The sequence below is a fragment of the Streptomyces sp. NBC_01306 genome, assembly GCF_026340465.1.
Classification (GTDB): Bacteria; Actinomycetota; Actinomycetes; order Streptomycetales; family Streptomycetaceae; genus Streptomyces.
On sequence record NZ_JAPEPC010000001.1, the window covers coordinates 4811079 to 4835461 of the forward strand.

The 24383-nt window shown below is 66.5% G+C and carries 13 protein-coding genes; 3 read left to right on the forward strand and 10 right to left on the reverse strand.

All coding sequences use genetic code 11. The features are described from left to right. Window position 1: 1 nt before the first annotated feature. The 5 genes from drmB to OG385_RS21290 all read right to left on the reverse strand — a co-directional run bounded on the left by drmB (window position 2) and on the right by OG385_RS21290 (window position 12200). Window positions 2–1834: a DUF1998 domain-containing protein gene (gene drmB, locus OG385_RS21270; protein ID WP_266856647.1), complete on the reverse strand. Its 1833-nt coding sequence runs from the start codon at window positions 1832–1834 to the stop codon at window positions 2–4. Further along, on the reverse strand, window positions 1831–5058 hold the full coding sequence (locus OG385_RS21275; protein WP_266856649.1) for a helicase-related protein: 3228 nt from the start codon (window positions 5056–5058) through the stop codon (window positions 1831–1833). The genes drmB and OG385_RS21275 overlap by 4 nt, the downstream gene beginning before the upstream one ends. After that, window positions 5055–6968: a UvrD-helicase domain-containing protein gene (locus OG385_RS21280; protein WP_266856650.1), complete on the reverse strand. Its 1914-nt coding sequence runs from the start codon at window positions 6966–6968 to the stop codon at window positions 5055–5057. The genes OG385_RS21275 and OG385_RS21280 overlap by 4 nt, the downstream gene beginning before the upstream one ends. Then, complete coding sequence (locus tag OG385_RS21285) at window positions 6965–11737, reverse strand: DEAD/DEAH box helicase (protein WP_266856652.1); 4773 nt, start codon at window positions 11735–11737, stop codon at window positions 6965–6967. Before OG385_RS21285 ends, OG385_RS21280 begins: the two co-directional genes overlap by 4 nt. Window positions 11738–11852: 115 nt before the next feature. Next, window positions 11853–12200, reverse strand: a complete 348-nt coding sequence (locus OG385_RS21290; RefSeq protein WP_266856653.1) for a hypothetical protein — start codon at window positions 12198–12200, stop codon at window positions 11853–11855. A gap of 621 nt (window positions 12201–12821) precedes the next feature. Between OG385_RS21290 and OG385_RS21295 the strand changes: the two genes are divergently transcribed. From OG385_RS21295 to OG385_RS21305, 3 genes are read left to right on the forward strand one after another with little or no spacing between them, the layout of a single operon-like run. After that, entirely contained in the window at window positions 12822–14933 is a 2112-nt protein-coding gene (locus OG385_RS21295; protein ID WP_266861038.1) for a helix-turn-helix domain-containing protein, read from the forward strand. After that, window positions 14930–15922, forward strand: coding sequence for a hypothetical protein (locus tag OG385_RS21300; protein ID WP_266856654.1), 993 nt, complete (start codon window positions 14930–14932; stop codon window positions 15920–15922). The genes OG385_RS21295 and OG385_RS21300 overlap by 4 nt, the downstream gene beginning before the upstream one ends. Beyond that, window positions 15919–16818 (forward strand): DUF6339 family protein, encoded by a 900-nt coding sequence (locus OG385_RS21305; RefSeq protein ID WP_266856656.1) that lies wholly within the window; start codon window positions 15919–15921, stop codon window positions 16816–16818. Before OG385_RS21300 ends, OG385_RS21305 begins: the two co-directional genes overlap by 4 nt. 21 nt (window positions 16819–16839) lie before the next feature. Here OG385_RS21305 and OG385_RS21310 read toward each other — a convergent pair whose 3' ends face one another. The 5 genes from OG385_RS21310 to OG385_RS21330 all read right to left on the reverse strand — a co-directional run bounded on the left by OG385_RS21310 (window position 16840) and on the right by OG385_RS21330 (window position 24110). Further along, window positions 16840–18075, reverse strand: a complete 1236-nt coding sequence (locus OG385_RS21310; RefSeq protein WP_266856658.1) for a DNA cytosine methyltransferase — start codon at window positions 18073–18075, stop codon at window positions 16840–16842. A 68-nt stretch (window positions 18076–18143) separates the two neighbouring features. Continuing rightward, window positions 18144–19079, reverse strand: coding sequence for a DNA cytosine methyltransferase (locus OG385_RS21315; RefSeq protein WP_266861040.1), 936 nt, complete (start codon window positions 19077–19079; stop codon window positions 18144–18146). Window positions 19080–19099: 20 nt separating this feature from the next. Further along, window positions 19100–19552, reverse strand: coding sequence for a very short patch repair endonuclease (locus OG385_RS21320; protein ID WP_266856660.1), 453 nt, complete (start codon window positions 19550–19552; stop codon window positions 19100–19102). A 14-nt stretch (window positions 19553–19566) separates the two neighbouring features. Then, window positions 19567–22515: a Z1 domain-containing protein gene (locus OG385_RS21325; RefSeq protein WP_266856662.1), complete on the reverse strand. Its 2949-nt coding sequence runs from the start codon at window positions 22513–22515 to the stop codon at window positions 19567–19569. A 41-nt stretch (window positions 22516–22556) separates the two neighbouring features. After that, the gene (locus tag OG385_RS21330; RefSeq protein WP_266856663.1) at window positions 22557–24110 is read right to left on the reverse strand and encodes an ATP-binding protein; all 1554 of its coding nucleotides are present in this window, start codon (window positions 24108–24110) and stop codon (window positions 22557–22559) included. Between the last annotated feature and the right edge of the window lie 273 nt (window positions 24111–24383).

Sequence of the window (24383 nt, forward strand, 5' to 3'; positions counted from 1 at the left end):
GTCAGGGCATCACTGCTCCGTTGAAGAACCCGACCGACGGATCCTCGGGCGTTCCGATCAGCAGGGCCCGATCGAGGAGTCCGTTGTTGTGTTCGCAACTCGTCTCGGGCAGCAGCACACAGGCGTGGCAGGCAGCGAGGTTGATGCCACCCACCCCGCTGCCTTCGGACTCGACGCAGAGCGGGTCCGCCGAGCACCACTTGGCCCGGGTCAAGGCCGAGTGCAGGGACGGCTCCAGGCGGACCGGTTCCCCCTGGGCGACCAGCCCTCCGAGGCTGCCCGCGGAATCACTGGTCGCCGTGGAGATGAGCAGACCCGCCATGGTGTCGTCCACGTACAGCCGCTCGCGGAGGGAGGCGGCCGGGTAGCCGCCGTCCAGGCTCCACTCGTTGATCAGTGCGTGCGCAAGGGTGTGCAGCAGGACCATGCGGGGACCGGCCGGCGAGTCCGGCACGGTGTGATCCTCCCCGGCACGGTCCCGCAGCATGCGCAGATGATTGGTGCGGATCCTCTCGGCTCGGGCCGCCACCGCCGCGCTTCGGGCCCAGGCATCGAGACGCGTCTCGTCGAGCCGGAGGAAGACACCCTCGCCCCGCACCTCCATGGCGGGCAGCCACCCCGTGGACGTCAGCGAGAGCGCCGCCTCGTGCACCTCGTCATGTGTGTCAGGAGTGTCCACCCGGGAGAAGGCCTTCAGCGCCCGGACCTCCCGAAGGCGCTTGACCAGCATGGGGCCACTTACCCCGTAAGGACGCAGGGGTGCCGTGGACGATCGAGGGGGCTCGCAGATGAACTCCTCCTCGCGGTCCGTCTCGCTCTCGAGACGGCCTGCGACCAGCCGCTCGTACTCCTGCTTCCGCAGGGCGGCGTAGGCATGGCCCCTGGGCTGGTCCTGATCCGGCGCCAGATCCTCCTGGTTCTCCGCTTCGAGTAGCGCGACGACCTTGTCGGTGGAGAATTCGTACTTCTCCTGCATGGTGAGGGCCTTGAGATAGATCTCGATCTCGACCCGTGTCATCGCGCGGAGGTTCTCCCAGTGATCACCGAGGCGGGCTGCGAGACCATCGCTCCACGGCGGAATCGACAACGCGGTTTTCACCAGAGGCTGCCAGGCAACGGACGAACCGCGCTGCAGGGTGCGGGGCGTTTCCGCGCAGTGTTCGGTCGGTGCGTCCTTGAGCCAGGGGCGTCGTCCGCTGCAGAACACTTTCAACCCGGACAAGGAACTGCGGCGGAAAGCTCCCTCCATGGAGACTTCAGGAATCCCGCAGGTGCAGGAGATCAGGACGGAGCGCAGGGATGCGGTCTTCCCGCTGGTCCGCAGCCGCATCTCGCCACCGCAGTGTCCCGATTCCTGCCCCTGTCGATTGTTGCGATGCGCCCATTTCCAGTACGGGAAATCGTCGATGTGACCCTTCGCGCAGGCCATGACGAAGCGCGACGGCACCAACTCCTCGTCGCAATCGCCGCAATCGTTCTTTCCCGGAGGGGAGTTGAACCCACGGACGTGCTGCAATGCGTCGCAGTTCGGGCAGGAATGCCACAGGGGGAAACGACGGACCCGGATGCCGTCCCTACTGGTGTCGTCGGAGGCCGGTGGAAGCCGGAACGACTTCACTCCCAGCACCCGTGCGAGCCGGTGCTCGTAAATGGTCGGGGCCTGTGTGACGTTCCACGAGTCGGTTCCCATCACGATGAACGACTCATTGTCGACCGCGACCAACGAGCCGACGCCGTAAGTGGTGATCACCTGCGAACGCCGTACCGCGCCGCGGCGCGGGTAGCTGCGCTCAGGCGTACCACCGCGACGGCGCCGGGAAGGGGGAGGGGTCATCGGGTTGCCTCCATGAACAGGGCCGACTCGGCATCGACGTCACGCAAACTCCACAGGGTCGACCAGGCACCCTCGTTCGGTTCGTCGTCGAAGGAGCGGAGCAGCGAAGGGGATTTCTTCCCGCGTACGGGTTCGTACGTGAGGCCGCCGTGGATCCTGGCCTCTTCCGACCACCAATCCACGAACTCGTCGAACGCGTCTGCCGTGGCCTCGTGCTCCTCCTTGTCCACCTTGTCCGCCCGAGCCAGGAGCGCCGTTCTGACGACGCGCTCCAGCTCGTCCCGGAACTCATCGATCCGGCCGGCGCCGTCGTTGGGGCGTGCTGCGGGGATCAGGATGCGGGCCAGTGCGACGACCACGGCGTGCAGTCCCCGCTCGCGAGAGCGGGAGGAGAACGGCGTCACGCTTGTCGACTCCACCTCGCGGTACAGGGCCGAGTGGAAGTGCTGAAAGCTCTCGTAGTGCGAACGGTCGCGGGACCGAGATGAGTTGAGCATGACGGCCACGAGACCGGGGTGGCGTCGTCCCACGCGACTCGTCGCCTGGATGTACTCCGCGGTGGTCTGAGGTTGCCCCATGACTGCCATCAGGCCGAGTCGGTCCACATCCACACCGACGGAGATCATATTGGTAGCAAGCAGGACATCTACGACATCGGCGTGAGGTAGACGCAGTTCCAGCTGCTTGAGTCGTGCGGGTACCTCACTGGAATTCGCCCGGCTGGTCAGTTCCGTCAGCTCATGGATCTTGCGTTGCTCAGCGCCGTCGCGTTCGGCCAGATAGGAGAGGTACGCGTCGACGTCATCGTGGACCTGAAGTTCCGCCGCGGCCAGAAGTCGAAGACTGTTGAAGTACCCGACGAGTGTCCAGTAGGCATCGCGCACCTCCGGGCTCGTGTCGGCGCGCATCGCCTGATGGAGCAGGTTCGCGTACGTGCGGATGAGCAACGTCGACTGGCTCGTGCTCGGAGTCAGCAGACCGATGTACTGGCGGGTCGCCTTGCGCTCGCGTGGGGTCTCCACGGCGAACCAGGAGTCACGGGCATCCAGTCCCGCGGGCGGGAACTGGGAGACCTCACGGGCGAACAGTGCCCTGCCCTGGTCCGAGGCGCGGCGGATCGTAGCGGTGGACGCGATGACCTTCGGCCGGTCCGCGAGCAGATCCACAGCCGTCTCGTACAGGCCCGTGAGGGTCCCGAGCGGGCCGGAGATCAGGTGCAGTTCGTCCTGCACGATCAGTTCGGGCGGCGGTGTGTCGTCCGAACTGTCCCGGTTGAAGAGGGCAGCTGTCTTCTCGCGCCAGGGCATGGCCGCGAACTTGTCCACGGTGGCGATCACCAGAGTCGGCCGGGCGTCGTACACGGCCTCGTCGACCAGATGGACGGGAAGCCCGTCACGGAAGTCGCACGAGGCGTCCGGGCAACGGACGTACATCCGCTTCGCGTCCTCGTCCACCTCGTACTGGTACGCGTCGAGACGAGCGCCGCACCACGGACAGGCATGGAGCTGGACCGGGTTCTTCTCCTGCAGGTCCTTGCCCTTGCGCAGTTCGGTCAGGCTCTCCTCGGCCACGGAGAGCTTGTTCGGTGTAGCGGACTGGCCGACCCACATACCGATGGAGATGGGTTCGGCGCCCAGGACAGCCGGGCTGTCCAGGCGGATCCGTTCCATGGCGCAGATCAGGGCGGCGGCCCGCTCGAACTGCTGCAGTGTCAGGAGGCGCAAGGTGTAGCGCATGAGGACGGTGACGCCTGCTCCATGCTCCTTGCGGCGCAGGCGACGCAGAAAAGTCGTGAAGGCGATCAGGCCGAGGTAGGCCTCCGTCTTGCCACCGCCGGTCGGGAACCAGAGAAGGTCCGCCACGTCCCGGTCCTTGTGTTCCGGGCTCACGATCCCTTCCAGACACAGCAACAGGAAAGCGATCTGGAACGGACGCCAACGTCCTTCGGTCTCGTCGGGAGCGCCTTGACGTCCGTTCTTCACCCACTCACCGCGGGAGCGCTGTTGGGCCATGGCCCGATTGGTCAGTCGGAACGCTTTCATGGCTTCCGGATCGGTGCCGAGCACCCTGATCCCATGGCGCATCCGGGCCAGCGCGGCGGAGCACTGCTTGATCTGTTCCGCTGCCGGGCCCTCGTGGGTGGTACCGGAGAAGCCCCGGGCCTCGAACTTCTTGCGCTCCAGCCACTCCGCGTAACCGGCCATCAGGTCGGTGAGTGCCGTGAGCACCTCCATCTCGGGTCGCGTCGCCAGGCTGTGCATGGCGAGCGCCGAGTCGTCGATGTCCGGGTTGGAGTCGGTCAGCAGGACCTCATGCGTGGGGACGAACTCGGTCCGTACGGAACTGATGGAAGCGACTCGGGTGTTCGGTTCACCGACAGCCGGCGGCGTCCAGTCCCAGTTGGCTGCGCAGCCGTGCCCCATGGCGAAGGTGGGGGCATGCCGGTGCAGGAGTCGGCCGGCGGCCACATCCACGTCGTCCACGCCACGCCCCGCGGGACGCTCGACGAATGCTGCGGCGTCGGACGGTGTGGATACCGTGAGACGCGGCTGGAACAGGCAGAAGGCGTCCTGCAGTTCCCGCTCGCCCACGCGCTGATCGTTGATCAGCGTGACGGTGACGGTGACAGTCCCACTCGGTCGGGACGGAGGGCGCACAAGAACTCTGAGCTTCGTCCCGCCCCCGAGATCGTCGGGGCGGCGGGGGCTCGAATCCCGGACATCGATCGTCACGGGCGGCAGATTCAGGCTGCGACGCCGCCAATGCTCGTCCCGGTCCGCTGTGCTGCGGGCCTCCGCACGCGTGGCTGTGATGGGCCGACCATCAGCGTCAATGGGGTCGTAGACCGCTGCCTCGGCATGTACGACGATGCTCGACGAGATGTCCGGGTCGACAGCGAAGGTGAGCCCCATGGACGAAGGACGCCTGTCACCCGCGAGAGGGGCACCGACGTCGGGAAGGGCATCCTCGATGTCCCTGCTGCCCCGGAGCACCGGCGTGTCATCGAGCCCTTCGTCCTCGGCGGTGTCCGCGTCGAGTTCTTCGCAGGCCCGGTCGTCCCGGGGGCGCGGAAACAGCACTCCGATCGGGTACGTGGTCATCGGCGGGTCCTGCGTCAGGATCTCGTCCGGGGCACCCGGGCCGAGCAGGTCCCGGCGCAGTTGAGCCACGAGGCCCTCGCGTACTGCGTAGTGGGCCGCATGCGTGCTTGCTTCGTTCTTCATCTGCCCACATCCTCAGGGGAGTTCCTCGCGGCGTGCCGGTACCGACCCAGCCCCGACATTCGGGGCACCATCCACATTCCGTGATCGCCCAGGCCGGCACGGGCGGCGGAAGCCGTGCTACCGGCGACGCTCTCCAGACAGTCCACCCTGAAGCCGCCGATCTCCACCGGCCAATGGATCTCCCAGTTCTTGCCGATCTTCAGCGACGAATGGAGATCGCGGCGGAAGTGCTGCGACACGACACCGACCGGTCGATCCCGGTGGAGGACGGTGTAGGGCGGGCTCTGGTCCGTCCCCATCGGCATTTTGTGCTGGAGACGGAGGACCAACTCGTCACCGGGAGAAACCGACTCGGCGAGATAGTCCTGTACAGCACCCGCCTCCTCCGTGAACCCGTCGGTTCCCGGCGGGTGCTCGCGGCACACGTCCTGTTCCGAGGCTGCGATCCCGTCGCGGACGTATGACTTCCAACCGCCGATGTACCAGCGGTCGGAGGACCTGTCCCTACGAATGAGTGCCGTGTCCGGGGAAGCGATACGGAACAGATCGTCACGGGGGCGAGTCATCGCGACATAGAGGGCGCGGGCCTCCGCCGCCGGGTCGACATAGGTGTGTTGCTTGCGAAGCTCTGCCATCGACGCGGGTTCGACCACGATCACTCGGTCGAACTCCAACCCCTTCGCCCGGTGCACCGTCGACACCACCAGGCCGGCCGGTTCGGCTGCGGCCAGGTCGTCCGGGAAGCGTCCCTCGGTGACGAGACGGCGTACGGCGGAAACATCCAGCAGGCCGCGCGGGGCGCGGGCCGCGCGCCGCAGAGAGCGCCAGATCCTTGCGCGATCACCGACGGGCGGGACGGGTGTCTCGGACAGCAGAAGTTGGAAGCGTTCCTCGTTCAATGTGCCGGCGGCTGTCCGGCGCAGGACGGACGCGACCCACGCAGGGACCGGCCGATCCTGCAGGGCTCGCTGCATCCGATGCCCCACTCCGAGGGAGAAGAGCGCGTCCGAGAGGACGAGAGCCTGCCTGTTGTCCCGGCAGAGAATCGCACATGTGCCGGGGAAATCCTGGAGGGACCCGAGCGTGAACGGGTCACCGAGTGAACCGAAGTCGGGGCATGAGCGGAGCAGGTCGGTCAGCCTGCGGTGGAGCTCCTCTCCTGCGGTGGCCGACCGGTCCGATTCCGAGGGCAGACGTTGCAACGAGGTGCCGAGGCCCAGCGCGGTGCGGGCCTCCTCCGTGCGGGCCCGGAAGTTCCCGGACAGATGCAGTTCGACGAGGTCGTCCAGGTACGACGTTCGCAGCCAGTCGAAGAAATAGTTGGTCTCCGCTGCACGCGCGTCTTCGTCCGACACCTGAAACCCGAAGATCGCCTGGGCTCCGTCACCCACCACGGTGAAACCACAGCTGTCCTGAAAGCGGTCGAGGAGCGTCTCCACCATGTCTCGTCGGTCGCCGACCAGATCCTGCACCTCATCGATCACTACATGAGCCGGTGCGCCCTGTTCCCCGGCTTCGACAGCCCCCCTGAGGATGGCATCGGTGGTCTCCCTGATTCGCTCGTCGAAACGGAGACTGCCCCATTCGTGGTCCGGCTGTTCATTTCTGAGGATCGAGTACGCCCAGGAGTCGAACGTCTGGACCCTGACCCGACGGGCCCGGTGGGCGTGTGTCGCGATCCGCTCGCGCAGTTCCCGAACGGCGGCCCTGGAGAAGCTCAGGACGAGGATCTCGCGTGCTTCGAGGGCCTCCTCCTCGCTGCTCATGAGTGCGTCGAGCCGACGCACGAGCGTATGTGTCTTGCCCGCACCTGCCCCGGCGGTCACCAGCAGTCGGGCGTCCCAGGGCTGGTCCACGACTGCTTGTTGCTCATCGGAGAGCGACGGGCCGGACGAGTACGCCTCGCTCACTTCGCCCTCCAGAGGTGCTCGAACTGGGTGAAGGCCAGAGACTTGCCGTAGTTGGTGATGTTGTCGCGTACGTTGAGGATCAGGCACGTCTCCTTGCCGCCGTTGCCGGGGCCGCGCAGACCGCGCCCGATCATCTGCTGGTAGACATTCGGGCTGTACGTGGGCCGGGCGACGACCACGGCCCTGGTGGCCGGGGCATCGAAACCCTGGGTCAGAACCCCGTAGTTGGTGAGGACTCTGGTCCGACCACTCCGGAAGTCGTCGATGCTCCTTCTGCGCTCGCCCGTCGGGGTGGCCGAGTCCACCGAAGCGGCTCTGATGTCACGGTCCTTGAGTTTCGCGGCGAGGAACTTGGCGTGCGTGACCGATGTGGCGAAGACGAGCACCGGCCAGTCGGACGGCATCGCGGCGATCTCCTCCAGGATGCGACTGTTCCGGTCCTGGTCCTCGGCGAGTCGCTGCTCGGCGGCCTTCGACAGCAGGCTCATCTGATCGGCCCGCTCCTTTTCGTCGCTGGTCAACTCGATCGTGCCACCGCGGAGTTCCCGATGCGTGACCTCGGCCAACATGCCGAGTTCCTGAAGCTCCGCATACGCGTCGCCCGAGGGGAAGATCCCGTCGTCGAGTCGTTGGGCACCAAATCTCTGGACCAGACGCCGGGTCTCCTCGTCGTTGGTATTGCGGAACGGAGTGGCGGTGAGGCCGAGCAGATGACGTCGGGTCTCACGCGCTGTCAGTCCCAGGTGAGCGAGGATCTCGGTGTACTGGGGTGAGATGGCGACATGGGCCTCGTCGACGATGACGAGGGAGGCAGCTCGGAGCCATGCGTACCCGTCGGTTCCCAGGCAGTTGCGGAGCTTCGCGTCGGTCGCGACCACCAGGTGAGGACGGCCGCTGATCGGGCCCGCCTCGTTGGTCGTCCAGAGCCTGCTGATCGTCAGTGGAGTCTCGGCGCCCACCTTCGTCCAGACGAAACTCCAGCTCTGGACGGCCTGTTCGCACAGTTCCTCGGTCTGGGCGATCCAGAGAATGGGGCCGTCCAGGTCTCGCACCTGTTTGATCCATCGGATCACGGCTTCCGCCGCGACACGTGTCTTGCCGGCGCCGGTGGGGAGGGAGAGCATTCCGCGCTGCGGAGCGAACCGGTCGAGCATCGCGAAGACCTTCGCCGCCAGCTTCTCCTGGTAGTCGTGCAGGCGAGGAAACTCGCTGGGACCGGGAACATCGACCCTCGGCGGCAGCGAGGGGGTCCTCGTGCCGGCGAACGCATCGGGGAAGCCGAACTCGGAGACGAACTTGACCGCAGGGGAGGAGCCGCTGAAGGACGAGGGGGCGTGACTCGGGTAGGCCGCCACGAGATCTCGCGAATGGACCTGGAGAACGCTGTCCCCGTGTGCGTTGTACGCCATGCGTGCGACACGAGCACCGGAGGGCTCCGCACCGTTGAGATCGGCGCGTTCGCTCTCCAACAGGCCGGGAGGCAGTCCGGCACGGAGCGCCGTGGCACCGATCAACAATTCCAGTTTCTCCTCCACGCTCCCGGCTTCTCGGACCGCGCGCAGGGACTGCTGAAGCTGTTGGTCGGCCTCCTGCCGATCCTGGGCATCGAGCACCGCTCGGCAACCGGTCTCGTGGAGTCCCCAGCGGAGCTCACGATCGGCGGCCACCAGAGCTTCCAGCCGGGACGTCGGTTCCAGGACGAGGACCGTCTTGCCGAGCAAGGCGCTGGACAGCTGCGTCGGCCATGTGCCCAACGGGGTGCGCTTCAACTCCTCCAACTCCGAGCAGCGGAGCAGGCTGTAGTCGTTGATGGCGTTACCCAGCCGCTGCCGGAGAGCGGGGTACTCGTCCCGGAGAAGGACCGGCTCGCCTTCCCCCACGTGTCGGGTCTCCTTGGTGATCACGTCGGAGTAGCGGAGCATTCCCCACGTCTTGGTCAGCAGCTCCGCGTCCTCCGGGCTCCCGGCGAGCAGCGCCGGAAGTTGCTCCGCACGAAGCGTCCGGTATTCCTCCGCTGTCCCGGCGACCGCGATTTCGCCGTCCTCCCGGGTGGTCCATTCGGAACCGACGCGGCAACGGGTGAGTGAGTTCTCGGGAAAATCCACCTCCAGCCGGGTCATCATCACGTATGTGCGCCCGACGAAGGCGTCGTCCTCGCTCTGCTCCAGTTGGGCCATCAGCTTCTGCCACTGATGCGGGGGGACGTCGGTGACGACAGCCGGAAGGCGCAGTTTGCGGGCCTTCTCAGGGCTGATGTCCGCGACACGGAGGACATCCGCGTACGCGCGCAACTGGGGTCCCACCGCCTCGGAGAGCGGGACCACACCTTGCGAGGTCGGAACCCTCCCGTAACGGCTCAACATCCAACGCAGCGGTGAGTAGATGTTCTTGCGTGTCGCCGCCTGTGCACCGATCTGCAGGGTCCAGGCGTCGATGACGCTGTCGTCCGGGAGTGCCTTGACGAACGCGGCCCTGCCCTCGTCCGACAGCTGCTGCAGGAGATGGAGCGGACCCCCGGTCGAGGAGCCCTCCAGCCGGAGGCGACCGATCGACGGGCGGGTGGCGCTGCTGCTGAGGGTTTTGCAGTAGCTGTCGTACATGGCGGTCCGGTACTCCTCGAACCAGGGAGCGCTTTCCGGTTCGTGGCCGCGTGTCGGTCGATCTCTGAGGCCGAACTCGCGGAACACGGCCATGTCGTCCGAGTGGAAGGTCATGTCGACGGCGACCGAGGTGTCCCGCGACCTGTCACCGGGGACAACGGCGCCCGGAAGGAGGCAGTCGTCCATACGGTGGAAGCGTCCGTCCACGGTGCGCACGAACAGCGTCCTCAACGGTTCGGCGACCCGGGACTTCACCTCGCCGCTCACATGGCTGCCGCCGGCGCTGTGGAACAGCTCCCAGAACCGGGTCCAGGCCTGTGGACTGTAGCCGTCGAATCCCTGGTCCAGGACCCCCACGAAACGACCACGGGCGTCGGCGTCCCTGATCCCGAGGTCGCCGAGCGCCCCGGCCAGGTCCGAATCGTCGGACAACTGGGCGTCCACGTAGACGAGATCGTCCTTGAGGCCGTCCTGCACCGTCCTGCGGAACACCTTGCCCGCGACCGGGGCGACCATGCCGTGGCCCTCGGTCAGGACAATGCGTGCCGTACGGGCTTCGGCGGCGAAGGGCGAGGACTCACGGATCATTTCGGCAAGAATGCGAATGGCGACCGCAGAGGCCTCGGCAGTCTCGTCGCCGACCAGGGCCTCCAGCCATTCGCGCACGGTGGCTCTGACCTGCTTCGTCTCCTTGAGGACATGGTCGACCTTGCCCGCGCGGATACCGACAGCCTCCACGGACGGGTGGATCCAGTCGGTGGGACGTCCGGGATAGGCGCTCCACGCCTCCAGCCAGCGCAGTTCGAGGCTTCCGCGCTCACCGAGAGTGGGGTGCAACCGCAAGTTGCGGGGGATCTGCAGGACCCCGTCCTGATCAGGGAGCGACGGGCGCTGCGCCGCCAACTTCCAGATCTGTTCGGTGAGGTATTTGTCTGCCCAGTTCAGCGTCTCGGACTCCCTGGGCCTGCCGGGGAGCAGGGGGAGATAGGCGCCGGGATCCGCGGCGGGAGCGAGCTGGGGCAGGGAATCGACGACCAGTCGGGCGGCGACCTGGATGATCTCCTGATTGAAAGGGCTGGCGTCCAGAAGGTTCTGGCGGTCCTCATTCGTCTTCCATGCACCGTTGAGTGCACCACTCAGGGTCATGGGGTACTTGGTCGGGAAGAACGACCAGAATTCGCCGCGGCCCCTCGGCGCGGTGAGCACCGTGTCGCCCGTGTAGTCCGGCACGGCCCACGCGATGTCGATCGTCCCCCGATCGTGCATTTCGCCGGCGCTCCGGCGGGCCGCCTCGGTGGGGGTGTGGGCGTGCGTGAACACCTTCCACGTGGTCTTCTGCGCCTGCCGGCCCGTCCGTGTCTCGTGGATCGTGTGCTGGGCCCCCTCGTGAGTGACGGTGATCTCACGGCTGACCAGAGGCATCGATCGGCGGTCCTCCAGGACCACGGTCCCCACATGGTGCGAGAAGAGCTGGAAGCGGGACGGAAACTCCCCCGACTGGTCCTCCTTCTGTGTGCCTCCGTGCATGTCCCGACCCAATGCCTCCGCCGCATTCGGGAGAAGGGGCAACCGGACCACTGTTGTCGCCCAGCCGAGCAACTGGTCGAGGACCGGGTCGGCCAGCCGTTCCTTGTCGGCGTCCAGAGGACGTGCCATACGGAGGACCGGAGCTTCGAAGTCGCCGCCCGAACCCGCGGCCCCCCGGACCTTTCGGATCTCCGCGTACGACCACGTCCTGTCGAATCCGAATGAACCGGATGTGCTGAAGAACTGGGGAGTGTCCGTGACCGCCAGGACCGATTTCACGCCAACTCCGAAGCGGCCGATCTGGCCACCGCGCTTCTTCGAGACGCTCATACGGAGAATGGTCTCCGCACCCTCCGGTGTGACCGCCGTGCCCTCGTTCGCGCAGTAGAGATGCGTTTCCGTGAGGATCACATGGACCTTACCGCCCGGCTGTTCGGCGATCTCGTCCGCAGCATTCTGGACGAGTTCGAACAACTGGCGGTCCCCATAACCACCTTGAGTGATACGTCGCTCGCCGTTCGCATGCTCCAGGATCAGGCCCGGGTCCACGCGATAGGTTTCCAGCACACGCGTCGACTGGTCGATGATCTTCTGGATGACGGGCAAGGAGCCCGAACTGCCCGTCGCTTCGGTGTGGTTCAAAGTGCTTCCGTCTCCTGACCATGGCTGAGCACGCGAGTCGTCAACGGCCGGCCGTTGCGGGGGTACGGCCGGCCGCCAAATGAACGATAGACGTGGTAGCTGACGCTACGTCGGTTCAATCGAACTTGAGGATGAGGACGATCACGACGGCCGGACGCGTACGCCGGTACCGCCGAAGTGCGTAACTCCTGTTCGGGGGGCGGGTGTTCGCGGTCACCCGGGGGCGGCGGGGCCCGCGCGGCGGGCGGCTGCTCCGCGGGGCCGCGCCGTCCGGAGGGGGCGTGGTGGGCCTGTTGTTCTCAGGAGGAGTCGGAGCCGCCTCCGCCGTCCTGCGGGCGGAGGCGCGCCTGCGCCGGAGGCTGTTGATGACGGGGCGCGTCAGACCGACCGTGTCGAGGAGGTCGGACTTCTGCCCCGGGTCGTCGATGGAGTCGTACTGGTCGACGATGTCGAACTCGGACATGGGTATTGCACCCCTGCTCTCGTGTGTTTGTGCATGTCGAATCGGGCGGTACCGAAAATGGCGCACGTACAGAAGGGCCGAATGCACACGAGATGGATGGTGTGAATTCTGCAGGAGGTCGGAAAAAGACGTCAGAATTATTTCCCGATATTGGAGCGGGAGTCGAATGGGTGAGTAAATGAAACCCTATTCCGCCGAATCGAGCAAGGGTGTTTGCGAATTCAGCGGGAAGGATGCGAGGAACGTGATTGTGGGCGTTCGGGCACGCGGAACCAGGGGCCGTTTTCAGCGGTGCTGCTGGAAGGGGATTACTTCTCGGCGGTTCGGACGCTACAGGCTCGGCGCCGCGCATTGCAAGGCCGTTCGTCCCGTCTTTGTCGTGCAAGTTCACAGGCGCATACCCGGTCGAACCGTATTTTTTGGCACAGGGGTACGCATTCTTCTCATGCCTCTCTTGCGGGGAGGATCGGGATATTCGATCAATAGCTTCAAGGGTTGCCCTGGGGCCCCCGACTTCCCGTCAATCAAAATTGTCGCTCCGCCGCCTGCGTCAAATTTCGGGGTGTACGGTTGACCTCTGAGCAGTGCGGCAGCTGAGGAGTGGTGACGTTGGACAGCGGCATGGATTTCGGGCCCTGGCTCGCGCGACAGCTGAAACAGTCGCGCATGAGTCAGGCCGATCTGGCTCAGCAGATCGGCATGACACGAGCCGCTGTCTCGGCCTGGATCACCGGACGCGCGACCCCGCGTGAAGAGACCATCGGGAAGATCGCCGACGCCCTCGGCACGGACACCGGGACCATCCACACCCGTACCGCGGACACCCTCGCCGGCCTGCCCGTTTCGTGGTACCACCGCCCTGCCTACGAGGACGGCGGCCGAGACTTCGGCAATGCCGCGGCCTTCGCCTTCGAAGCGGATGTCGAGGTGTTGGCCCGGGAAGCCACTCAGAACAGTCTCGACGAACGGCTGCCCGGGCCCCGTCCGGTCCGTGTTCGCTACACGTTGCACGAGCTGACGGGAGAAGCGCTCGCCCGCTTCCGGGAGGCGATCTGTTGGGACGATCTCCTCCCGCACTACGAGGCGGCGGCGGACGTCGATCAGAAGGTCGGCCGGGTCATCGCTTCAGGATTGCGTGAGATGCACGAGCGCGACCGGTTGGTCCTCTTGCGGGTCGACGACTACAACGCCTCCGGGCTGACCGGCGACGACTACGAGACCGGCCGGTTCGCCGCCGTCGTACGACGCCAGCTCGACAGCCAGAAGTCCATGACCGGCGCCGGTGGTTCTTACGGTCTGGGCAAGGCGACGCTCTGGGCCACCAGTCGACTCGGTCTCGTGATCATGAACTCCACTCTGTCCGAGCCCCACGAAGGGCGCACCGAGCGACGGCTCATCGGTCGACTCGACCTGCCGTGGCGTGAGGTCGACGGCAGAGCCTGGGCCGGGCCCGCCTGGCTGGGGCGGCCGGACCCCGATTCGGCCAATGTGAATGTGGCCCGTTCGTGGTGGGCGGACCCGGAGAGTGTCGAGCGGCTGCACCTCACTCGGGAGAGCCCGGAACCGGGCACGTCCTTCCTCATCGTCGGAGCTCATGACGTGGCGACACTCGCGGAGGCCGCCCCGGGGACGGAGGGTGAGGAGAGCGAGGACGACGACAGCGTGTATCGCATGCACAAGCGTCTCCTCCAGGCCCTCGGACGCAACTTCTGGGCTGCGATGACGATGGGCGAGAAAACACAGCCGCTGCTGGAGGCGTCCGTCCGAACGCTCCGCAACGGGGTGGAGATCATCGAGGAGGAGCGGGTCGATCCCCGTGTCACCCAGCCCTCACGTACCCGTGCTCTCCAGGCATTCCTGGACGGTACAACCGTGGACCGCCTGACCGAATCCGGGCAGGTGGCCATGGCGACGGTGCCGTTGAACGTGCCCGCTCCCGCGGGTCTGGGCAGCGGGAGCGAGCACCGCGCGGTCGTCCTGGTGACGGAGGCCGACGATCGGGACGACGGTAAACCGAACTCCGTGGTGACGATGCGAGGCAACCGGATGACCGTCAGGACCGCGCGAGTTCCCGAACTCGCTCTGGGGACAAACCCGTTCCAGGCGGTGCTGCTGGCCGGGCACGCCGCAGGTGACGACGCGCCGTTCGCCGACGAGGCCGAAGAGTTCCTCCGGACATCCGAGCCACCCGAGCACAACAAGTGGGGGCAGACGGAAGAGCTGCGGATGCGCTACTCGGCCTCCGCGTATCGCCGGATCGCCACGCTGACCCGCGACACGAACAAGGCGGTTCGTGAACTGGTCGCGGTCCCGAAGGCCAAACGGCGCGAAGGCACCGATCGGCTGCGCAAGCGACTCGCGGTGGGCGGCAAGAAGGTGACGAGGCCCACGGGAGCAGCCGGTCTGCCGACACTGGACGAGCTCGAGGCCCGGATCGACGACCATGGCGCCTGGTGCGTGACGGCCCAGGTGAAGGTTCCGGTCGGAGGCGACACCTGGCACTCGACTCCGGTGGCCAAGCTGGATGTGCGATCGGGTCCACGGCCCCTGCTGAAATGGGCAGAACTGGGCGCTGTGCACAACTGCGAACTGATCGACGGCGTACTGCACTTCACACCGGGCGCCCGGAACGCCACCTTCCGCGGAGTCACCGATGTGTCCACACATCCCGTACGGGCCGCGCTCACCGGCCTTGTCGTGGAGCTCCGCACGGACAAGGGGGGCAGGGCATGAAGGCCTTCCCGTACAAGCGCCTTCCCGGGGCGGTGTCGCTGCGCGTGACAGCGGTCGGTCTGAGAGGGCCGGGGGAGAACCGAGAGCCTCTGGACACCAAGGCGTTCTCGGTCGTCGAGCAAGTGGTCGCCCTGGGAATGACCGAGCGCGACGACTGGGAGAGCGCGCGGCTGAAGTTGTCGGCCACGGTTCCGGCCAGGGCGACCGAGTCGGACGGCTACTGGTCGGACGTGTCGGTCGTCGCTGTGTTGATCGACAAGGTCACCAATACACGGACTGTCGTCCGCCTCAAGCAGGACACGGAGGGCGGCCGGGAGTGGGGCGGGCATCTGGAACTGTGGCGGGCCGATCATCTCGACCGGGCCACTCTGTCCGTCAGTGTGGTCGCGACCGTCGACGGTGTACCGGGGCGAGTGATCGCCACATCGGAGAAGGACTGGATCGTCGACCTGACGGCCCGAGCCCCGTTGCGCGACCGCGAACTCGATGTGGTCGAGATCGGTTTCCGGGAAGGGCCCGAGTGGCTGCGGCCCTTCCGGGATGTCCCCTGGATCGTGGACACTTCCGGAGAGTTGCCCGCCGTGCATCTGAACACCGACTTCGAGGGCATCACCGATCTCGTCGGCGCCAACGGGTCCTCGGTCGAGAGCCTCGTCCGCGATCTGCTGCTGGCCCAGATGTGCACGGACGTGTGGACCGCTGTGTTCCACACAGCCATTGGGGACCTGGAGATGGAGGAGGACGGTACGCCGCTCTTCCCCCATGACTGGCGGGGTGAAGTACTGCGCGAGATGCTCCCGGACGTCGTGCCCGGCCGATCTCCGGAGGACGCTCTGAGGGATGTCCACCGGCGACGCACCGGAACATCCGGATGGACCGACCTCCAACCCCGTATCCATTTCGCAGCCACTCGCCGGGCCGAGGTCCCCAAAGCCCTGTCGACGACCATTCGCGGCCTGGACCGACTCCACCGGGAGAGCGACGTATGACCGACAAGCCGGCCTACCTGCCCCAGCGCCTGGCACTGCTCTCCGACCTGAACGCCGCCCAGTACCTCACGGAGGGGTTGCTCACGGGCAAGGAGGACGTACCCGCCATGGCGCTCAACAAGATCGCCGATCCTGTGCCCGGTGACGAGGCCCGCGCGGCGCTGGGACCCGTTCGTGATCTTGTCGAAGACGCGATGCACGAGTTCCGGGATGCCAAGCCGACCAGGGCCGACGCCTGGCTCGCCCCGCGGCTTCACGCGACCTTGCGGCTCGACCGCCGGGAGGCAGCCGACCGCCGGATGTGGAACTACCTGGCGCTGGGCGTGGCCCCCGACTACGTGGTCTGGCGTCACATGTCGGTGAAGAAGGACGACAAGGTTCCGAAGGTCGCTGCCGCGCGATTTCGCGGTATGCACTACACGCAGGCCTTCGCCAGGCTCTGGTGGGCGGCAGAGCTGTTCCGCGACGGCTCGGACTACGGACCGGTGGTGACGGCCTGCTCCCATCAGGACATGCTCAACACCGCCCTGCGATTCGACGTGGTCGACCACCGTCCGACGGCTCAGGCGATGCTTCGACTCATCGAACGTGGCACCGTGCCGGGCGGCCGTGAGATCAACGCTCTGGCGTCGGCGGTCAACGCTTCCGCGGCAACGCTGATGTACGACGTCGTCGCCCCGGACATCGAACGGGACGGCCGTCCGTTGCGGGAATGGGTGGATGCCGCCGAGTGGGCGCCGCCCGTGCCGCGCAGGGCGCTTCCGGAAGGACCGGCCGAGGAAGGAGCTCCGGAAAGCTCGGTGGCCGAGCTCGTCGACCGTTTTGCGGGACTCTTCGCCGAGGCCCCCGTGCGCGGCAAGGAAGGCACGGACGACAGTGAGGCCGACGCGGTCTGAGAGACCGACCTGCCGCCGGCCTCAGGCCTCTTCGGGAAGTGCCTCGTTCGTGGACCGGGCCGGCGGCTCCCAGTCCTTCAACCGCGTGAACCACTCCTCCTTCGGGGGCTCGCGCAGGAGGGCGATGCTCAGGATGTGGAGGGAGAGGCGTGGCGGAATGGCGTTGCCGATCTGCTGGGCCACGTCGGTGGAACGCCAGGGATACCGGGCGGGGAACGACTGGAGGAGGCCGGCCTCTTCGAACGTCAACCGGTCCAATTCCTCGCCGACTTCCTTCGTGCCCGACTCTCCTTCCTTCAGAAGATAGAGGCGGTTCCGTCGGACCTTGCCGGTGACCGTCGCAGCGGGCTCCTGCGAAGTGCGGCGGCCCCGATTCTTCGGGTCGCCGCCCGAGCCGTAATTGGAGACCATCACAAAGTCGTGGGGCCGCGTCGCCGCGAGGGCGTCCTGCATGGCCACCCAAGGCTCGACCTCGTCTCCGACAGTTGTCGAGAACAAGGTGTCGTTCGGGTCCTGCTCTTGCTCCGTCCGTTTCCGGAGCCGCTCGACCCCCTTCTGATACCGCTGGTGGGTCGGCTTGGGGAACAGAACCTTCCGCTCCACGTTGTTCGGGTCGTACTGCGCGATCAGTACGGCCCGTCGACGTGCTTGGGGCACGCCGAAGTCCTCGGAGTGCAGAACGTGTGCCTCGGCGGCGTACCCGGTCTGCTTGAGGATCTTGACGTAGTGCCTCCAGACCGGGAGGACCGTCGGTACCTGCTCCAGGACGATCACCTCGTACGGCTTTCCGCGCCGGAGAAGGGCTTCCATGATCCAGCGCAGTGGCTGGAGTACGAGCCCTGTGCGCTCGTCGGACATGGCGTCGGTCTCGCCCTTGACCGCTTTCCACGCCGCCTCGAAGGATGCGAAGTCGTCATGGCCGGCGAGGCATGTGGCCAAGCGCGTCACGTCGTCCAGGGCCTTGTGGCCCTTCCGATTACCGGCGACGGAGAAGGACTGGCACGGCGGGCCACCGGTCAGCACAGTTGCGTGGGCGACATCGGGGTCGCACGGGCCGAGCTCGGCGACGTCCTTCGCTTCGGTGGTCAGGAGACCGGCAGCCCTTCGGGTCTCCCGGGTGGCGTCGTCCCACTCGACTCCGATGCTCTCCACGCCGTCCATGATCGTGGCGGCGATGTCGAGGCCGCCGGGGCCTGCGAAGAGATCGACGATCCCGAATTTCGCAGGCGGAAGCGGTGGATCAAGTGGGCGGGTCATGAGGTGCAAGTGTAGCCGGCGTAGGAGGTCTCCGGTCCCGGCATGCGGTCCTCGCGGGCCATGACGGATCAGGCGCCCAGCGCTGCCACGATGGCGTCTCCGAGCGCCTTGCCGACCGGCGGTGGCGAGGCGTGCCCGATCTGCCGGTAGCGCGCGGTCTTCCGGCCGGCGAATCGCCAGCTTTCCGGGAATGCCTGCAGCAGCGCGGCCTGTGAGTCGGTGAGTTTGATCGGCTCCGACGGATCGTCGTCGGGACCCGGAACGTCGTCCGCCAGGGCGCCCCCGTTGACTCCCATACGAGCCCAGGCCTTCTTGCTCCCCGTCGGCCCGAGATCGGCTCCACCCCGATATTCGGAGCCACCCACCAGTGTGGGTGCCACGCTCACGGCCCGAGCTGCCCAGCTGTCGGCGCCCGGCCAGCCGCGGGACGCCATGGAACGACGCAGCGCACGGCCGACCGAGAGGTGGGTTCCGACAGTTGGGGCCGGCGGCCGAAAAGCGTCGAAGTACCGCTCCTTCATCGCCACCAGCACACCCTGCTTGCGGTCCTGCGGTACGCCGAAGTCTGCCGCGTTCAGAACGAACCAGCCGAACCGATATCCCAGGTGCTCCAGTTCCTCGCGGATGAACTCGCGGGTGGACTCGAAGTTCGGAGCATCGACCAGTCCGGGCACGTTCTCGATGAGGAGTGCGCGTGGCTGGACGGAGTGGACGAGGAGAACCGCGGCCTCCAGAAGACGCAGCTCCCCCTCGGTGTCGGCCCGTGCTGCGGTTGCGCTGGATTTCACCCGTGGGAGCCCCGCCGACAACAGGTCGACGTCGTAGGTTTCCGGATGTTCGTCCGGGACGAAATCCAGGAGGTCCATTTCCAGGACCTTCCACCCCGGGCGGTTGAGATGCAGCGTCTCGCAGGCCACGGGCTTCCGGTCCAGCAGCAGCACCGGTTCGAACCCGGCCTGTTCCAGCCCCAGCGCCAAGCCACCGGCCCCGGCACACACATCCACGAACCGCAGCGCTTTCTCCCTCACAGGTCCCCACCTTCTTGTCGTGTTCGGCGCCCGGAGCGCTTCTGATCGACGACCGCGGCCACCTGCTCGGCGATCCTGGCCGGTGACTCGTGTTCCCAGAAACGCAGAACGGTCCATCCCGCTCTTGCCATGTGTTCGGTGGTCTCGGTGTCCCGATCCATGTTTCGCTGCAGCTTCTGCCGCCACCACTCCGCGTTCGCCTTCGGCTGCGTTGCGTGTTCAGGGCAGCCGTGCCAGAAGCAGCCGTCCAGGAAGACAGCCACTTTCGCGCGGGTGAAGGCGATATCGATCGTTCGACGCGGCATGTCCGGAACGCGCACGTTGAGTCGGTAGCGGCGCCCAGAGGCATGCAGCAACTTGCGCACCGCCAGCTCGGGAGCGGTGTCCCGACTGGCTTGGCGACTCATGCGGGCGGAGACGTCGGGGGAGGAGGGCTTGGCGGTACTCATCACTGACAAGTTTCCTACTCGACGCCGTCTTCGCGATCAATGATCACGCGATCACGCTTCCCCGAGTCGATGGCGCGGAAGCGCACGCGGCGTTCCCGCTCACCGTCCTTCGGCAACGGTGCGACCAAGGAGAACGCCATCACCAGATGCCGGGGGTCGAGTGTTCCGTCGGCGAGCAGCCGAGGCTCGTCCTCGATCACGGGATACAGCACCAGGGCGCCTCGTCGCCCCCGGGTCGGCAACTCTGCCGACGGGTCTTCCGTACTGTTCGGCGCACCTGCCACGGCCAGGGCGACGCCACGGTGCTTCGGTTCGCTGACCGCGCCGAAGAGATCGCCGCGGCGCCGTGTTCGATGCGCCAAGGAGAGAGGGCGGGAACCGAAGATCCTCGCTTCGGTACGGCGGAGCGACGTCTGCTGTGGGACGATCACCAGCCAATCCTCGATACGGTCGGCTCTGCCGGCCGAGACGAGTGACGCCAGGTGCGGCGAGAAATGCGTGGGGATGGACCAGCGCAGATCACTCAGAATCCCGACCAGGGCATCGTGGCCCAGGGTGCCGAGAACAGCTTCGTAACCGCCGTTCCGGCCGTGAGTGGGGGAGACGTGCCTGGGCGTGGGGTCCAGACCTTCCAGAACGGGGCGCCAGGCCTCCGCATTGTGAACGAGGTCCGTCGGGTCGGTCGGATACGCGGTCGGCTCCACCCACTCGCCCGGCGACCGGATCTCCACCAGCTCCGCATTGAACATCTTGTTCCGTGCTGCGGGCCTGAGCCAGGGGAGGTGCTGCGACACCAGCGGTGGAATCTGCGCGGGCGTCAACTGGGGCTTTCCGTCGATCAGTTCGGCGTACCGTGCCAGCTGCCCTCGGAAATCCTCCTCGTCGCGGCAGATCGCCTCGAAGGCCTCGTACAGATCGACCGTTCCGGACTTGCCCAACGGCTCGTTTCGCCCGATGTACAGGCGTACCAGGTCGCGGTATCCCGGGCGGAAGCCGAACCATCGACCCATCTGCATCAGAGTGTCCGCCTGCTGTGTGGTGCGGCGGTAGTAGGTGACCGTCAGGCCCTCGACCGTGAAGCCACGGGAGAGCTTGGTGCCACCCACAAGGATCTTCCAGACGTGCGGGGTGCGATCGAAGTCCAGACCGAGTTGTTCGAAGTAGCGGTCCGAATCACCGTTGACGACGATCACCGGCCTGCCGCCCTGCCCTATGAGCTGGCGGGCGCGGCTGACGTACGGGCGCAGCTCGTCGTACGACGAGGGAGTGGGCAGGCCACCTGCATGCGCCTCGCTCACCCGGGAGAAGTCGTCGGCGAAAAGTGCTGCCAGGCGGTCGTGGCCCGCCATGGAGGCATAACCGGCCTCGTGCCACATGGAGTTGATACGGAGTGCCAGTTCGGCGTGATCGTCCTTCTTGACCGACTCGTGTACCAGCATGGTGTGGTGGCGGAAGGGCGCTTCGGGAGTTCCGTCGGCCGCCCGGAAGAGCTTCATGGCGCCCGAGAGGACGAAGGCGTCCATGGCCTCCTGCAGGCGGTCGTTCGACGCGTCGTGGATGCCTCGTACATGTGCCAACTCCTGCGAGTCGGCGCACGTGCGTTCGCCGTCGCTGACCGGCTTGTCCAGGTCGTGGAAGTCCTGGACTCCCATGTATCCGGCCGGCCGTGGCAGCGATATGAGGAAATCCGTGGGGAAGATGTCCTCGACATCGCTCGGGTCGATGAAGACGTTCGCGAAGGGCGTCGCGGTGTAGCCCACGTACTGGGCCCGGGGGAGGAGTTCGAGGAGTTGGGAGATCAGCGAGTTGATCGCGGTCCGCTCGGCTCGGCCCTTTTCCCAGCGCTTCGGATTGGAGGTGTTCACCGAGGCCTGATCGGACTCGTCATCGATGATCAGGACCGGGAGTTCACCGAGGAGCCCGTGGATCTGCTTCAAATCCTTGACGAGCTTGGTGAGAACAGACTTGTTCTTCTTGACCACCATCACGCGCGCGTCGGCATGATGCAGATTGCGTGGGTCGTGCAGGGGGAGGGTGTGTTCGCGCTTCTCGACCTCCAGGGCGCGGATGCCCTGAGCCAGACTGTTGTAGTCCTTGTCCCGGGTCGTCAGCCGTTCGATGTCGAAGTGCCCCAGCATCGACGGGCGGCCCCCGTGACGCACGAACGTCGACCAGTCGGGGTCGTCTCCGACGTAGTCCACACCGATCAGCGTGTCCGCGTCCGCAGGGTTCGCGCCACGCAGGATGTTCTCCTGACCGATCAGTTCCATGTCCATGCGGCGTTGTGTCTGCGCGCGGAGCAGGTTGAGGGTGCCGCCGAGGACGATGACCAACCGGTAGCCCGCGTCGATCGCTTTTGCCGCCACACCGGTGAAGTTGGCCGTCTTACCGGACTGCACGTAGCCGACGACGAGGCCCTTGGCCTGGCGTACAGCCGACTGCTCGGGGTCCGTGAGGCGCTCGACGACCGCGCGGCTCGCCTCGTCGAGGCTTGCGATCGCCGCGTCCGACCAGCCCTTCGCGCGAAGGGTGCGCTCGTAGGCCGTCCAGTAGAAGGAGTGCGCCGCCACCCGGTCGGAGGTGTACCAGGGGGTGAACTCGCGTGCGATGACAGTCGCGCCCTGCACCGTGTTCACCGGGATCGCCGCGTCAAGCACCTTGCGCAGGTCCGGGCCGATGCGAAGTCGTTCGTACGCCGCTGTACGCCGCGCGTCGGTACGGGGCGGCGTGTCCGACGCCCACCGCGGGGTGTCGGCGAAGTCCCAGGCTGTCAGGGCTCGGCTCCACAGCGCGATCAGGAGTCCGTCCCCGCCGGCGACGCACGCCCGGAACGTCTCCTCGGTGAGGTCGGCGTCGGGGTGGTCCTCGTCGGCGGCGAGCGCCGCCCACTTCGCCAGGTGGCGTGGGCTGTCCTGCATACCGGCCAGTGCGGAGGCGTGAATCTTGAGAAGTACGTCGCTCATGGGGGAAATCCTCGGAAGTTGACGGCCGGCGGTGTGCTGAGTCAGGGCCGGCTACGGAGACGGCGCTCGCGCTGTGCTCGCACTGACGCGAGCAGAATCGCGTTCCAGTAGTCCAAGCGGTCCGCGCGGGCCTTCTCCCAGCGGCCCAGCCCGAAGCAGTCCTCGACGAGTAGATAAAGGAGTGTCTTGGTCACCGGCGCGTCATTGGCGCCGCCGCGCCGCCCGTCGTTGAAGTCGTCCCGGAACTCACCGTTGAGGACGACGACGTTGTTCTCGCGGTCGAGTCGGAAGAAGCAGTCGTCGGGCAACGGGCCCCAGACGAAAGCGATGGGAGTCTCCCCGGGCTTCTCCGGTAGCTCCTCCTTCACGGCACGCTTGACCTTCGGGTCCAGGCCCTTGCCGGGAGCCGTCACTGCCTTCCGCACGATCTCGGACCGTTTGCCGCCGTCCCTGTACGCGGCTTCCGCGTCGGCGAGGTAGGCGTGGAAGGAATGTCCGGACGTGTCCGTGGCCTTGTCCATCCCCAGGGTGAACGCCGGCGTGACGGTGACGTCCTCCTTCTTCACATCCAGGCTGAACACACTGTTCGGTTCGGCAGGCAGGTCCACGGCCACCCGGGCCAGGCCGAGGTGACCTTCCGGGCCCCTCAGATCGTTCCAGCCCCCTGCCTGAACGAGACGGTCGTTGCGGTAGAAGTAGAACCCCTGCCGCTCGTGGAGCGCACCGATCTGGCGGAAGCCCGCGTGCTTGGACTTCGCCGGCCAGATGTGGGCCGTCAGCCGGACATCGCCGACGCCTTCCACCGGCGCGGTGAGCACGCGCGGGTAACCGGCCCTGCCCGGTATCACGTAGCCGAAGGGGTCCAGGGGGTCGACCGAGATGTGGTCGACCTCCTCGCCGAGTTCATCCGTGCCCGTTCCGACGTCCCACACCGCGATGTCCAGCTTCAGGCCGCGGGCGAGGAAACGGTGAAGGTACAGACCCAGGTGGGTTTCCAGTCGGGATATCGCCTTGGACAGGTACTGCTCGCTCTGCCCACGCGCGACCGTCTCGAAGGCGCGCACCTGGTCCCAACGCACAACTGTGCCGTGCCACTCGATGACGCCGTCGTAGCGGTCGATGAGGTCCTGTGCGTAGCGGGGGTCCACCGTGTCGCAACGGAAGCCGTCCTTGATCCCCTCGGCGGTGAGGCGGCGCCCCGCGGCGCGGCTGCGTTTCGTGCGGCTGACGACAGTGAGTTCGTCGGCAAGTGAAAGGGACGCGGACTTCAGCCCGGTGCCGTACATGCCCAACGCGTTCTCGCCGTAGGAGCGCAGCCGCCCCACCGTCATCGCGGCGTCCAGCCCTGCGTCGTCCATTCCTTTGCCGTTATCGACAATGAGAAGCGTGAGGATGCGGTCCGTGTCCCGCAGGAAGTGCACGACGATCTCGCCGGCAGCCGCGTCGATGGAGTTGTCGATCAGATCCGCGACAGCGGCCTCGAAGCCATAACCCTGGTTCGTGAGTGCCTTGCCGTAGTCGGCGTCCGGGGGCAGATGAGTACTGCCGCTGGTCGGTACGTCGTACTGCCAGCCGGCACCGGGCTCGTAGGGCATGTATTACCTCGCACGCGCAGCGGACTGTGCCTGCGTGGGGGACGGGCGGCAGTCGAATCACTTCTACTGTTCGTGAAGATACTGCAAAGGCAACGTGACAGTCATGCGGTCACCGATATTGCTCTCGGCGCCTGAACGGCTGTGTGCGGGCCGTTGGACTCGGGCGGTGCGCAGCTCGTCGTCGTGGGGCCTGTGCCCCATGGCGGCCCCGATGCACCAGCCCAACCGGACCCGCCCGTCGGCGAGTCGGGTAGTCCCTCGCTCCGGCCTCGG

Excerpts from the sequence above, each read along its gene's own strand:
- drmB (WP_266856647.1), bottom strand. The coding sequence starts at position 1,834 with ATGACCCCTCCCCCTTCCCGGCGCCGTCGCGGTGGTACGCCTGAGCGC.
- OG385_RS21275 (WP_266856649.1), bottom strand. The coding sequence starts at position 5,058 with ATGAAGAACGAAGCAAGCACGCATGCGGCCCACTACGCAGTACGCGAG.
- OG385_RS21290 (WP_266856653.1), bottom strand. The coding sequence starts at position 12,200 with ATGTCCGAGTTCGACATCGTCGACCAGTACGACTCCATCGACGACCCG.
- OG385_RS21295 (WP_266861038.1), top strand. The coding sequence starts at position 12,822 with ATGGATTTCGGGCCCTGGCTCGCGCGACAGCTGAAACAGTCGCGCATG.
- OG385_RS21300 (WP_266856654.1), top strand. The coding sequence starts at position 14,930 with ATGAAGGCCTTCCCGTACAAGCGCCTTCCCGGGGCGGTGTCGCTGCGC.
- OG385_RS21305 (WP_266856656.1), top strand. The coding sequence starts at position 15,919 with ATGACCGACAAGCCGGCCTACCTGCCCCAGCGCCTGGCACTGCTCTCC.
- OG385_RS21310 (WP_266856658.1), bottom strand. The coding sequence starts at position 18,075 with ATGACCCGCCCACTTGATCCACCGCTTCCGCCTGCGAAATTCGGGATC.
- OG385_RS21320 (WP_266856660.1), bottom strand. The coding sequence starts at position 19,552 with ATGAGTACCGCCAAGCCCTCCTCCCCCGACGTCTCCGCCCGCATGAGT.
- OG385_RS21325 (WP_266856662.1), bottom strand. The coding sequence starts at position 22,515 with ATGAGCGACGTACTTCTCAAGATTCACGCCTCCGCACTGGCCGGTATG.
- OG385_RS21330 (WP_266856663.1), bottom strand. The coding sequence starts at position 24,110 with ATGCCCTACGAGCCCGGTGCCGGCTGGCAGTACGACGTACCGACCAGC.